Source organism: Petroclostridium xylanilyticum (assembly GCF_002252565.1).
Taxonomy (GTDB): domain Bacteria; phylum Bacillota; class Clostridia; order SK-Y3; family SK-Y3; genus Petroclostridium; species Petroclostridium xylanilyticum.
The window spans coordinates 227,614-240,651 of record NZ_NPML01000011.1 but is presented as its reverse complement, the minus strand read 5'-3'; the positions used below and the strand labels follow the sequence as shown (position 1 = coordinate 240,651).

The 13,038-nt window shown below is 35.1% G+C and carries 11 protein-coding genes; 9 read left to right on the top strand and 2 right to left on the bottom strand.

Features of this window, described 5'->3' with window-relative positions; all coding sequences use genetic code 11:
• Positions 1-130 precede the first annotated feature (130 nt).
• From bglB to CIB29_RS06830, 7 genes are all read left to right on the top strand, one after another.
• Positions 131-1,228, top strand: coding sequence for a beta-galactosidase BglB (gene bglB / locus CIB29_RS06855; RefSeq protein WP_094548073.1), 1,098 nt, complete (start codon positions 131-133; stop codon positions 1,226-1,228).
• 38 nt (positions 1,229-1,266) lie between these two features.
• Positions 1,267-2,163, top strand: coding sequence for a carbohydrate ABC transporter permease (locus tag CIB29_RS06850; RefSeq protein WP_198543781.1), 897 nt, complete (start codon positions 1,267-1,269; stop codon positions 2,161-2,163).
• A gap of 1 nt (position 2,164) precedes the next feature.
• Positions 2,165-2,995, top strand: a complete 831-nt coding sequence (locus CIB29_RS06845; RefSeq protein ID WP_094548068.1) for a carbohydrate ABC transporter permease — start codon at positions 2,165-2,167, stop codon at positions 2,993-2,995.
• A gap of 25 nt (positions 2,996-3,020) precedes the next feature.
• A complete protein-coding gene (locus tag CIB29_RS06840; protein ID WP_242965085.1) occupies positions 3,021-4,355 on the top strand; it encodes a TIM-barrel domain-containing protein in 1,335 nt (444 codons plus the stop codon).
• Positions 4,283-4,864 carry a DUF5110 domain-containing protein gene (locus CIB29_RS19175; protein WP_242965084.1) on the top strand — a complete coding sequence of 194 codons (582 nt, stop codon included), beginning with the start codon at positions 4,283-4,285 and terminating at the stop codon, positions 4,862-4,864. The genes CIB29_RS06840 and CIB29_RS19175 overlap by 73 nt, the downstream gene beginning before the upstream one ends.
• A gap of 136 nt (positions 4,865-5,000) precedes the next feature.
• On the top strand, positions 5,001-6,653 hold the full coding sequence (locus CIB29_RS06835; RefSeq protein WP_094548066.1) for an extracellular solute-binding protein: 1,653 nt from the start codon (positions 5,001-5,003) through the stop codon (positions 6,651-6,653).
• A 25-nt stretch (positions 6,654-6,678) separates the two neighbouring features.
• Positions 6,679-8,310, top strand: coding sequence for a prenyltransferase/squalene oxidase repeat-containing protein (locus tag CIB29_RS06830; protein ID WP_094548064.1), 1,632 nt, complete (start codon positions 6,679-6,681; stop codon positions 8,308-8,310).
• 78 nt (positions 8,311-8,388) lie between these two features.
• On the opposite strand, the gene CIB29_RS06825 is transcribed toward CIB29_RS06830, so the two are convergent.
• Both CIB29_RS06825 and CIB29_RS06820 read right to left on the bottom strand, forming a co-directional pair.
• Positions 8,389-9,570, bottom strand: a complete 1,182-nt coding sequence (locus CIB29_RS06825) for a hypothetical protein (RefSeq protein WP_094548062.1) — start codon at positions 9,568-9,570, stop codon at positions 8,389-8,391.
• A gap of 14 nt (positions 9,571-9,584) precedes the next feature.
• Positions 9,585-10,553 carry a phosphodiester glycosidase family protein gene (locus CIB29_RS06820; protein ID WP_198543780.1) on the bottom strand — a complete coding sequence of 323 codons (969 nt, stop codon included), beginning with the start codon at positions 10,551-10,553 and terminating at the stop codon, positions 9,585-9,587.
• Between the two features lie 432 nt (positions 10,554-10,985).
• Between CIB29_RS06820 and CIB29_RS06815 the strand changes: the two genes are divergently transcribed.
• Positions 10,986-11,420 (top strand): Hsp20/alpha crystallin family protein, encoded by a 435-nt coding sequence (locus CIB29_RS06815; protein ID WP_094548060.1) that lies wholly within the window; start codon positions 10,986-10,988, stop codon positions 11,418-11,420.
• A gap of 272 nt (positions 11,421-11,692) precedes the next feature.
• On the top strand, positions 11,693-12,850 hold the full coding sequence (locus tag CIB29_RS06810; RefSeq protein ID WP_094548057.1) for a class I SAM-dependent methyltransferase: 1,158 nt from the start codon (positions 11,693-11,695) through the stop codon (positions 12,848-12,850).
• Positions 12,851-13,038: the final 188 nt, after the last annotated feature.

Sequence of the window (13,038 nt, the reverse complement as noted above, 5' to 3'; positions counted from 1 at the left end):
CTTTGTTCTTTATATAGATAACACACTTTAAAATTAGAAATAAATCAAGGAAGTTATCTATGAAATTCGCGCAGTTTGCAATTATGGAAATATTGAATTTTAAACTGCGCTCATTATAAGGGGTGAAAGTATGTTTAATAAACATGAGATATATGAAAAGATAGATAAGGTGTGCAATTCGCTGCTGCAAATCTTATATACGGAAGATGAGCAGTTTATGCAAAATATGAAAGCACTGAATACAGAAGATCTGGAATTAAAGAAATATAAATACTGGGAATGGACACAAGGAGTCGGTCTATACGGGTTTTATAAGATTTATCAATATTCAGGGGATAAAAAATATTTAGGCTATCTTGAGAAATATTACGATGAGAGATTGAAAGACGGGCTTCCCGGAAAAAATGTCAATACTGTGGCTCCGATGCTTACAATGATGTATCTTTATGAAGAAACAAAAAATGAAAAATATCTAGGACCTTGCAAAGAATGGGCAAGCTGGATCTATAATGAAATGCCCAGAACAAAAGAAAAAGGATTGCAGCACATTACCTCAGATTCAACCAATAATCAGGAACTTTGGGACGACACCCTGGTAATGACAGTATTGTTTTTGGCAAGAGCCGGAATTGTTTTAAATGAATATAAATATGTTGAAGAGGCAATCAGGCAATATTTACTGCATACTAAATATCTTGCTGATAGAAAAACAGGATTGTGGTTTCATGGATGGACATTCGAAGGAAATCATAATTTTGCACAAGCGTTATGGGGAAGAGGAAACAGTTGGATTACCATTGGGATTCCGGATTTTATAGAGATGTTGGAGGGGAATATTGGTGTAAAAGAATTTTTGAAAGAAACACTTATTGCCCAGATAGAAAAATTGGCAGAGCTTCAGGATGAAAGTGGGATGTGGCACACTTTACTGGATGATCCGACGTCTTATGTTGAAGCGTCAGCTACAGCAGGTTTTTGCTATGGAATATTAAAATCCGTCAGGAAAAATTATATAGATGCCAGCTACCTTGAAGTTGGTTTGAAAGCAGCAAAAGCTTTAATGAATAATATAGACGATAAAGGTGTTGTCCGGAATGTATCCTATGGGACGCCTATGGGAAGGGAAAGTGCAGACTTCTATAAAGCTATACCTATTTGTCCGATGCCATATGGACAGGCTATGGCTTTGCTGGCTCTGATAGAGGTTTTAACTTACTTGGATAAATAATAAAAAGATATAAGGTAAATATGAAAGGGGCGCTCAATTTGGCTAGAGGAAAAGCAAGTATTAAATCATATGAGAATCAACAAAAAAGAGCTGCATATGCTTTTATACTTCCTAATTTTATTATATTTACTACGTTTTTCTTAATTCCGGCTGTTTACGGTGTTATATATTCTTTTTACAAGCATGACGGATGGTCCAAACCCAAATTTATAGGGTGGAATAATTATAAAGCGATATTAGCTGATCCTGTTTTCTGGAAAGTACTGCAGCAAACATTTGTTTATGCGATTGTTTCTGTTCCGCTTGTATTTGCCGTCTCCCTGCTGTTGGCAATGCTGCTGACACAGGACGGAATCAAGGGACGAGGCTTAATGAGAGCTTCCATTTATTGGCCAACCATGATTTCAACAGTCATTGTAGGTCTTATGTGGAGATGGATATTCGGTGAGAACTTTGGTATTATAAACTACTTGATACAGTTGTTTGGGGGCACATCTGTACCGTGGCTGACCTCTGATTTTTTTGCTAAAGCAACAGTAATTGTTGCTACTGTCTGGTCTAAAGCCGGATTTTTTATGATCATTTTTATAGGTGGTCTTGAAAGTATTCCTACCAGCTACTATGAAGCAGCTACAATTGATGGAGCTTCCAAGTTGCGTCAATTCTGGAATATAACATTGCCGCTATTAAAGCCAACCAGCTTTTTAGTATTTGTATTATCCATCATTAACGCATTTAAGGAGTATCCGTTAGTACTCACTTTGACCGGTGGAGGTCCTGGCGATAGCACTACGTATATTGTTCAGTATATCTATGAAACAGGGTTTATCCGATTTAAAATGGGATTTGCAAGTGCAGCTTCCATGATTATGTTTGTAATATTAGCCATTTTAACACTTGTTCAATTCAAGATTGGAAGAGGAGGGGAAGTATAATATGAATCAGAGAAGAAATATATACGCAATACTAGGGAGTTTATTATTAATTTTAGCGACTTTTGTATTTATTTTCCCTGTTCTTTGGATTGTTCTAAGCTCATTTAAACCGGGGAATGAACTGTTTTCTTATCCTATTACGCTGTTTCCGAAAAATGCGACTGTAGAAAACTATATAAATACATTCAACCAATATGACTTTTTATTGTATTTTAAGAACACCTTCATTGTTACTGTTACATCAACCATTATTACATTAGCCATAAATACGATGGCTGGTTTTGCATTTGCAAAATATAGATTTAGAGGAAGAGATTTGCTCTTTGTTGCATTTCTATCAACAACCATGCTGCCAACTGAAGTAATCATGTCACCTACATTTACCGTTGTCAGCAAGTTGGGACTGTATAATTCGCTGTGGGGAATTATTATTCCACCTATTGCCACACCTACAGGTATATTCTTGATGAGACAGTATTTCTTGTCCGTTCCGGATTCCATATTGGAATCGGCAAGAATTGACGGTGCTAAAGAACGAACAATTTTCTGGCGGTTGATGGTTCCTATTGCAAAACCTGTAATATCAACCCTGACAATCTTTTCTTTTATGTGGAGATGGAATGACTTTATTTGGCCGTTATTGGTAATTAGTGAACCTAAGAAGTATACCTTGCAGCTGGCTATTTCGAATTTGAGCGGACAGTTTTCTATTGATTGGAATACACTGCTATCTGCATCGGTAATTTCTATGATACCTGTACTCATTGTATTCCTGATTTTCCAAAAGAATATTATTGACAGTATGATGAGTTCGGGATTAAAAGAAGGCTAATTTTGTTTCGGAGGATGAGGAGATTGTGAGACAGATTGCAAACAGGATTATTGAGATAAAAGATAATAAGGACCATCTCATCTTAAAGACAGACGGACCTATATTTAAGGTTTTATTCTTAACAGAAGATATTGTAAGAATCCGTTGTTCATTTGACAAAACCTTTGCTCCTGAAGCGTCCTATATTTTGGTGATGACTGCATGGGAGGATAAGTTTGATCATTTATTTGAAGGGGAGAGGAAGAAAGTAACCCCGGTTGCATATCAATTGGAAGAAAGTGACCGGCAGTTAATTTTATCTACAAATAAAATAAAGCTCGTTATACACAAGATAAGGTTTGGAATAGACATATATGATAACAAAGGTCAATTAGTCCATTCGGATATAAGAGAAAAAGCCTACTCTAAAGACAGGTTAGGGAGAATTTATCACTACAGCAGAATTAGTGATAAAAGCTATTATTATGGCTTTGGTGAAAAAACGGGAGAAATTAATAAATTTAGAAGGGTATTAAAGATGAGCAACAGGGATACGCCCTCCTACGACCCGGTTGTTACTGATCCTTTATATAAGCATATTCCTTTTTATATAACATTTGACGAAAGCACTAAAACCTATAGAGGATTATTCTATCATAATACTTATGATAGTGTATTTGATATGGGATGTGATAGAAGCGGATACTGGAACAAATACTGCTACTATTCGGCAGATGGGGGAGAAATTGATTTGTTTTTTATATACGGTCCAAGTATTAAGGAAGTAGTGCGGAAATACACAGACCTGACAGGAAAAACAGCCATGCCCCCGCTTTATTCCCTGGGATATCTTGGCTCTACCATGTATTATACTGAGCTGGATGAAAAATCTGATCAAGCAATATTGGGCTTTGCAGAGAAAGCTAAAAAAGAACGAATTAATTGTGACGGATTTTTCTTGTCGTCCGGCTACACAAGCGGAGAAGATGGAAAGCGTTATGTATTTAATTGGAATTATAAAAAATTTGATAACCCTTCCTGCAATAATGACAACACCGTTACAGAACCATGGATGTATCCTAATTATACAGAGTATGTAAGAAAAGCGATCAACTTAAGATATACGTTAATCCCTTACCTCTATTCGCTCATGTACCAGGCTGCTACATTTGGAGACCCTATCATGAGACCATTGTTCTACGAATTTGATGACCCGGAAGTTTATGAAGAGAGTTTTAATTTTATGCTTGGCGATTATCTATTGATAGCAAATGTTCTGGACAAAGGACAAAAAAGAAAAAGGTATATTTGCCTCAGGGGTCAGACTGGTATTATTGGGATAATTATACGGTCTATAAGGGAGGACAGACCGTTGAGATAGATGTCACACTGGATACGATTCCTGTATTTATCAGGCAGGGTGCAATTATTCCACTTACAACAGGAATTCATAACCTGCACCTGGATGTAATTGATAAGTTAAACATACTTATTGATGCGAGTGAAGGTTCTGAATTCATAATATATGAAGATGATGGTAAAACCAATCGGTATTTAACTGGAGAATATTGCAAGGTCAGCATTAAAACTCATAAAAGCAGGAGTAGTTTCCGTATTGTGTTGGAGAAGGATGGAACTTATCATACAAACGTTAAAGAAGTATGCTTAGATGTTCTATGTTGTGAGAAGTCTCCTAATAAAGTTTATCTTGACGGCAAGCGTATCAATATGTATCTTGATACCGAAGCGTGGGAAAATAGCGACGAAGGCTGGTATTTTGACAATGAAAACAGGATAGCAAGAATTAAATATAATAGATACGGGGAAAACCATCAATTTGATTTGGAATTTAATGTGAAAGATGTAATGGAGTTAGATACACAACTATAAATTTACTCGTACGCACGAAAATGAGTGGCCCTACCACTAACTTGGTAAAACAGCTGGCGCTATAGGATGGATAACATTATTTTCTATTTACTACTATACCTTTCAATGTTACATTAATAATACGGGAGGTAATTTTATGAATAAAAAAATAGGAAAGGTATTAAGTGTTATTTTAGTGGTAGGATTATTGTACGCAGGTTTTACAGGTTGTACAGATAAGAATAGTGCAGCACCCCAGAAAAACACTATAAAACCGAATCAACAGCAAAGTACCGATCCAAAAGCAAAGGACCCTTATGCACCGGTGGAGGGGAAAAAATATAAGATTTCATGGACTGCCTACCAAAAAGCACCTACAGACCCGGATGGGGAAATGATCAGATATTATGAAGATATGTTTAATGTCGATATTGATGTGTGGAATTTGGAGTACGATAAATATGAAAAAATGTTGGACCTTCGGCTTGCAGCGGGTGAAATTCCCGATTTGTTTCGAATACAAAATCCTGACTCTTTACCTAAATATGCAGCTCAAGGCGTTTTAGCCGAATTGCCGATGGAGATTTTTAAAAAATATGCTCCCAATATTTTAAAGGTGACCGAAGACAATGCACCTGGATTTTTTAATTATGGAAAAGTGAATGGTAAATTATATGCGATGCCGTCTGTCAGTCAAACCAATATATTTAGGTTGCCTATTGTTTATCGAAAAGATTGGATGGAAAATGTTGGAGTAACTAAAGTGCCTGAAACATTGGAGGAATTTGAAGCATTAATGTATAAGTTTGCGAAGGAAGATCCGGACGGTAATGGTAAAGACGATACCTATGGATTATCTCAGGACGGGATGTCAGTTGTATTTGGGGCATTTGGTGGCGTGCCGCAGCGAGATTATTGGGTTGAAAAAGATGGAAAACCCGTGTATACCGGAACAATGCCGGAAATGAAACAGGCATTGGCCTTGCTTCATAAATGGTATAAAGATGGGATATTGGATCCTGAATTCATTACAGGAGAAAATTATGGTGGTTATTGGGCAATATCTCATTCATTCATTAACGGCAGGGTAGGTATGACGGCACGAGGAAATTACTACCATTGGCTTAAAAAAGGTGATTATGTCATTAAAGATAAAAACGGCAATCTCATTGAAAATGAGCCTGGGCCTATAATGCAAGAAATGCTGTCAATAAATCCGGATGTGGAGATAGCTTTTGGACAACCACCGGCAGGGCCTGGTGGTATTCGAGGCGTCATGCAGTATAACCGGTTGATGAATTTTTACGGAATTGGTGCACTTGCCCAAAATGAACCCGGAAAAGTGGCCAAGATTCTTCAAATTATGGATTATGTAAGTGCTCATCCTGACCCAACTGTCAGGGTAACAGCAATGTACGGAATAGAAGGAAAGCATTGGAGATGGGTGGATAAAGAACATGAAGACTTTACGCTAATTGGAAAATGGGCAGATGATCATACGTATGTTTCCAGGATTGGCGCATGCATCGGTATGACGGTACCATTTCCACTTAAGGCTGCAAGAGAACAGTGGGCGTATAAAAATGGGTTTGATAAATATGGGATTGAATCCATCATTCAGGTTGCTACACCAACTATGAGTAAATACAAATCTAAACTTGAAAAAATTAGAGAGGAAGCTTATATCGCCATTATCACCGGAGATAAGCCTATCGACTATTTTGATGAATTTGTGGAGAGATATAATGCGGCCGGCGGAACTGAAGTTGAAAGAGAGATCAATGAATGGTATCAGACGCATAGACAATAAATACTAACTAAAGGAGAGGAAGAAAATGATAGACCATTATAAAAGGATTATAAAAGATAGTGAAAAAAGAGCAGCATTCTTTTTGAAAAATCAAATTTTAGATAAGAATTCTTTTGACTATGGAGCTGTAGTGAAAGAACGCAATTATGTCGAGCCTAAAAGCACCATTTATGGAATTACTACTTTGTTGGCATTATACTACAATGAAGAAAGCAGCTATTATCGGAAACCGGATGTTTATGAGCGTATCAATATAGCATTAGATTATGTCCGACGGGCACAAAGGCCGGATGGAACATTTGACTTATTGGATTGCAATTTCTATTCTGCACCTGATACGGCTTTTTGTGTTAGAAGGCTGGCACCTTCATATAAATTGCTTGGAAAATATGGTAAAGATGAGAAAAGTGAAGTAATAAGAGAAAAAATATACAACATCATTAAAGATGCTGCCTATGGAATGACAAAGGGCGGCTTTCACACACCTAATCATCGGTGGGCAATCGCTTCTACTTTAATGGCTAGTTATAATATTGTGGGAGAAAATGAGTTTAAAGAAGTAGCACTACGCTATTTATCAGAAGGAATTGACGGAAATGAGTATGGTGAGTATGCAGAACGTTCGGCAGGCGGTTACAATATTATTAATAACTCTGCAATGATTATGCTTGCAGAAGAATCTGGCGACGAAAGTTATCTGGAATATGTAGACCGCAACCTGAAGATGATGTTTACCTACTTCGATCCGGACGGCAGTGTTTTTACCAATAATTCTACCCGTCAGGACAGGGGCCAAAAAGTATATCCGAGGGACTACTATTACCAATATGTATATATGGCATATAAAACAAGCAATAAAGAATTTGCTGCAGCTGCAAATAAAATAATGGATGATGTCATAGAACGGGGCGGAAAGGCTCCCGATTGTCTTGATTTATTCATGATTCATCCGGAATTTATAGAATTTGAGCTACAGGGAAGTGCTTTTCCGGATAACTACAAAAAATACTATAAAGATTCAGGTATTGTACGTGTAAGAAAGAACGATATCAGTTTTTCCATTATTGAAAACAACAGCAGATTTTTATATTTTCAGGCAGGCGCATTAACAGCCTATATGAAAATCGGCGTCAGTTATTTTGACCAAAGGGAGTTTAAAATTCAAAAGCTTGAAGAAACTGACCAGGGATATATTTTAAATTATAGGGCACAGGGATGGTACTATAAACCTTTTAATGAAAAACCTGATACAACCGATTGGTGGAAGATGGATCATAGTAAAAGAGAAAAAATCTATGGTCCTAACCTGGATATTATCGTTAAGGTACAGGAAGTAGAAGATGGCATTGAAGTAAATATTGCAACTCAAGGTTGTGACCGTGTGCCATTGAGGATTGAAATGGGCTTTACCAGCGGAACACTCGTCAAATCGGATGGATTTATGTGTGAAGGAGTAGCAGGAGGGGCGATAGCCGTAAAATCCGGGAACATTGAAGTTAGCAAAGATATGGATACTATAATGGTAGGTCCTGCTTTTGCAAATCATATGTTTATAGGGGGAAAATTCGGAAGTGAAGCGCGAAGCAGAGATCACTTCACAATCTATTTTACAGATTTTACGAATTTTGATCATACAATCACTTTAAAGAAAAAATAAAAAATATTGTGTATAGTTACGATTTTATATAAAGATAGAAAAAGATTTTACGTGAGTGCTTTAAAAAAAGCCTGGATTCTATTCCAGGCTGACCTTTTTTGATGCTATAATTTCATTGTTTATGTTTTTATAATAAATATAATTTTCTCCTAAATCTATAATTGCAGCATCTGGTGGTATTTCAATTTTTTCATTTTTTATTAAATCCAGTGCATAGTCCTTGTAAATTAACAATATCTTATTGTCTTTACTAAAAATACCAACATTATTAAGGTTCTCTATTAAGCGTTTTTCTTTTACAGTATTATTTTTGAGTGTAAACAGGTTGCCTGGCTGGTCGATGGAAAGAAGGTATATATAATCATTGTCATCGATTCCCAGCAATTTAAATTTCTTATTATTTTGATATTTAAATAGTTTTTTATTAATGTAGATGTTATTTTCTGTGTCTTCATAAATGAGAGTATCGTCATGATTTAAAAGTTCTATATGAGAGATTGTTTTGTTACTGGTATACACAGAAGCATTTTTCATGATGTCAATTCTATAGATTCTATTTTTTATTGTTTTATTCTCATTTGTTTCTATATTTATATAAATCAGGTTAGTAAGGCTGGAATACTTTACATCTTTGATTCCATAAAAATCTTTGACTGTAAAATTCTTGTGGTCAGTTTTTTCATTTTTGTCTATATTGTAAGTTTTAATTTTTAATTGGCCTGTATTTTCCGGTTGTGACTTAGGTTTATTATAAATATCTGCCTGTACTGCACTGATTTCATGTGACTTAGATTTAGGTTTGTTATATATATCGGTGCGGACATCACTGATTCTATCTGATTTTTTAGCAACAGGTGCGGTAATTTGTTTTTGTTCGTAGGTAAAATATACAATGATATTTCTATCGCTAAGAGAGAACGCATAAACAACCGGGGTTTCTTCTTGTATTATTTTAAATATCTCGTTGTTTCTTGTATTTTTTATATAAAGTTTCCCTGAATCTATATATGTTACATAATTTCTATCATACGTTAATGATATATGTTTAGCACTGTTTGATACAGAAACAGGATTAAATGATTCTTTAATTTTAGTATTTTTAGTATCCGGTTTTTTAACTAAAATATTTTGATCGGACAATAAAAAGTTATTCAAATAATACAATGTGGAGGTGGTGAGTACTACCCCTATTAAAATATATATACATATTATCTTAATAAATTTTTTGCTTAAAATTTTTCTAGTATTTTCTTTCGTCATTCATACCCCTACCTTTACTTCTTTATGATAAAAGCAGAAGGAATAGCCCGTTCGCCCAGGATATCAGAAGGCGTGTTAATCACCTGCCCATTATAATACATTGTGGAAGAAGAGCCTCCATCTAAATTGGCAGCATTATGTGCACCATATTTCAACAAAATATCCTGGATATCCTTAAGTGTTGCACCAATGCTATCTGTCTGTCTTCCGTCTACAGTTAAAAATAGAACGGTCCCGTCCTGTCTTTGACCAATTGCTGACCTGGGTGCAATACCCCATCCGCCGTCACCTTTTACAATCATGGGCTTACCATTGATAATAAGTGCTGGGCCAAATGAAATAGCATCTCTGATTTTTAAGTTTTTGATATCCTCTAGTGTATATTTTTCGCCAATTACCAGAATATCTTTTTCATTAAATCCTATGATATCGTAAGTCTGGGTATCATCCTTGTGCTTTATTTCACCATTTTCTATGATAATTCCAACAGGTACTCCACCTGTCCCGGCCATCTTGGGATCAACAAAGCCCCCGGCATTTATGCCGCCTATAGCATCATATTGTTTGACGATCTGGCTTAAAGTCATGCCTCCTTTTCCCAAATTGCTGGTTGTCGCTACACTAATTCTTTTTGGATTACTAATTACCAGTAAATAACCTTTAAATTTATTTGTCTTAATATCAATTAATTCAATATCATCACTGGTGTTGCTTATTATAATGTCGTCTTGGTTTTCCTTTTCCGATAATATTTGTGTTTGATTTTTTTTCATAATTTTATCAATTTCTGCCTGACTTAAGAACATTGTTGCCAGATATTTATGGTTCAGTGTAGTCATAGCAGATGTTACAAAGGTTTCCTTTATATTTGTAAAAGGTCCATAGAAGACAAGGTATATGCCAAGAATGGTACAAAATATAAATTCAAATACTATAAAAAAAAGTAAATTTTTAATTACTCTTGAAATATTAACGGTTTGCAAACTAACTTCCCCCTTTCAAAATACCAGTCCCTTGTCTATGTTTTTTTAATATCCATAAAAAGCTATTCAAAACATTTTTCGACATAATTACCCAAAAACAATTAATATTCGACATTATTTAATTATACAAAATTATTTTGTGTTTGTATATTCCAAAATTTTGCCTCACATTTGCTAAAATGTATAGCACTTTCCAGAGAAACTTTACAATATATTAGTATTGAGATGGGGATTCAGCATTTAGAGAAGAGATTAAAGGTAATTTCCTTTTTAAGTAACAGGTGCGTAGAAAGTGGAATATAAATAAGTATAACAAGTAAATATTAACAAAAATCAAACAAAAACAATTTAATTTGACTTTGACTTTCTTTGACCTTTATCTTATAATAAAATCAGAAATTGAAAATAAATTTATTAAGGAGGTTTTAAAATATGTTTGATTTGGTACCTTTTAGAAAAAGACATGGTGATTTAATGAACAGTTTCTTTGGCAGAGATTTCATGGACAGCTTTTTTAACAACGACTTTTTCCTTTCTTCAACTTCCGGTATCAGAGCTGATATTAAGGAAAATGAAAAAGAATACATCATCGAAGCAGAAATTCCGGGAGTAAATAAAGAGGCAATTGAAGTAGAATTAAGAGACGACTATTTAACAATATCTGCAAATCATAATGAAGAAATCAATGAAGAAAGAGAAAATTATATCAGAAAAGAAAGAAGAACCGGAAGGATCAGCAGGAGCTTCTATGTAGAAAATGTAAGGAATGAAGATGTAAAAGCAACTTATAATAATGGTATACTGAAGATTGTCCTGCCAAAGAGCAAGGAAGGAAAGAAGAAAGGCTATAAAATTGATATTAACTAAAAAGTGAATTTAAAACAAAGGGTGTATGGAGGGGTTCATACACTCTTTATTTTATTGTTTTATTTGCGTACTTATGATATATAATAAAACAAGAATTGAATATTTGAAGGGTGTATTTAATTTAGTTGATGAATATTATGAAAAGAACGTTGCGAAAAGGCTTAGAGCCTGTTAATGCAGCGGAGGAAAAGCCGCATCAACTAACGCATCAACTAAAAAATATACATCCATATTTGAATGAATATTTGACAAGAATGTGGAGGATTAACAAAATGAATAAACAAAACATCGCAAAGCTTAAAATGTTTCTTACGGGCATGGAACAACGGTTTAAGGACAATGAGCAGTATTTTATAAGGCTTTTAATCAAATATAAATCCGGGACTAAAGAATTTCCTGCCATTGTTACACTGGATGAAACAAATCGTTTAAAGATGAATTATAATGGAAAAATAGAAAACATTTTAATTGTTCAATTATCTCAAATTGTTTCTAATGAAGCAGAAAAATATGATGAGGTACATATTGTATATGAAGAAAGAGGTACCAATATTATCATAGAGGCAACCCAAAAAGGAGTGAAAATAAGGTATGAGGATAATGTAAAAGAAGACTCGGAAGCGCATCATGTAACATCCCATATCGGGAATAGAGAATATATCATAAAAGTAGGACAAGCTGATGATTTACTAAAAGAGATAGGCATACTTACTAAAGACGGTAAAGTGAAAAATGATATGATACGAAAATATAATCAAATCGATCACTTTGTCGAGTTAATGAAGGGGATTATAGATGAACTGTCGGATTATGAAACCATTACGGTCTTGGATTGCGGTTGTGGCAAATCCTATCTTACATTTGTGTTAAATTTTTATCTCAAAAATATACTCAAGAAATCATGCCATTTTATTGGCCTGGACTATTCGGAAACAGTAATAGAAGCGTCTAAACGAATGGCTAAAAATTTAGGCTATGCGAATATGGAATTTCACCAGACCAATATTCAAAATTATGTTCCGGATAAGCGAATAGACATTGTTATCAGCTTACATGCCTGTGACACGGCGACCGATATGGCGTTAGGCTTGGGTGTGAGAGCCAATGCCAAGGCCATCATTGCTGTCCCCTGTTGCCATAGAGAACTGCTCAGCCAGTACGATTATGAACCATTTAAACCGGTTATTAAACATGGTGTACTCAAAGCCAGAATGGCAGATATTCTTACCGATGGATTAAGAGCGCTTAAACTGGAAGCCTTAGGTTATAAAGTCTCTATTGCAGAATACATATCACCATTGGAAACGCCAAAAAACCTGATGATTAGAGCCATCAAGACGCAGAATGAAAACAAAAAAGCTGAGGAAGAATACAGGAAACTGGTTAAGTTATTAAATGTTAGTCCTGCATTAGAAAAGCAGTACCTGTGAGAATGAAGAATTGAGAACTGATAATAATTATAATCCGTTATATATAATAATTTTTTAGTATGAAAATAGTGGGGAGTGGGGAGTAAAACCGAAACCACAGAAAAAGTCCGGTTTAGCATATTTTCATCATTATTTGTGCCGGGTGCGCCCGGCGTAGCAGTTAATAAAAATTTAATAAAAATTTGAAG

Excerpts from the sequence above, each read along its gene's own strand:
- bglB (WP_094548073.1), top strand. The coding sequence starts at position 131 with ATGTTTAATAAACATGAGATATATGAAAAGATAGATAAGGTGTGCAAT.
- CIB29_RS06845 (WP_094548068.1), top strand. The coding sequence starts at position 2,165 with ATGAATCAGAGAAGAAATATATACGCAATACTAGGGAGTTTATTATTA.
- CIB29_RS06835 (WP_094548066.1), top strand. The coding sequence starts at position 5,001 with ATGAATAAAAAAATAGGAAAGGTATTAAGTGTTATTTTAGTGGTAGGA.
- CIB29_RS06830 (WP_094548064.1), top strand. The coding sequence starts at position 6,679 with ATGATAGACCATTATAAAAGGATTATAAAAGATAGTGAAAAAAGAGCA.
- CIB29_RS06825 (WP_094548062.1), bottom strand. The coding sequence starts at position 9,570 with ATGACGAAAGAAAATACTAGAAAAATTTTAAGCAAAAAATTTATTAAG.
- CIB29_RS06815 (WP_094548060.1), top strand. The coding sequence starts at position 10,986 with ATGTTTGATTTGGTACCTTTTAGAAAAAGACATGGTGATTTAATGAAC.
- CIB29_RS06810 (WP_094548057.1), top strand. The coding sequence starts at position 11,693 with ATGAATAAACAAAACATCGCAAAGCTTAAAATGTTTCTTACGGGCATG.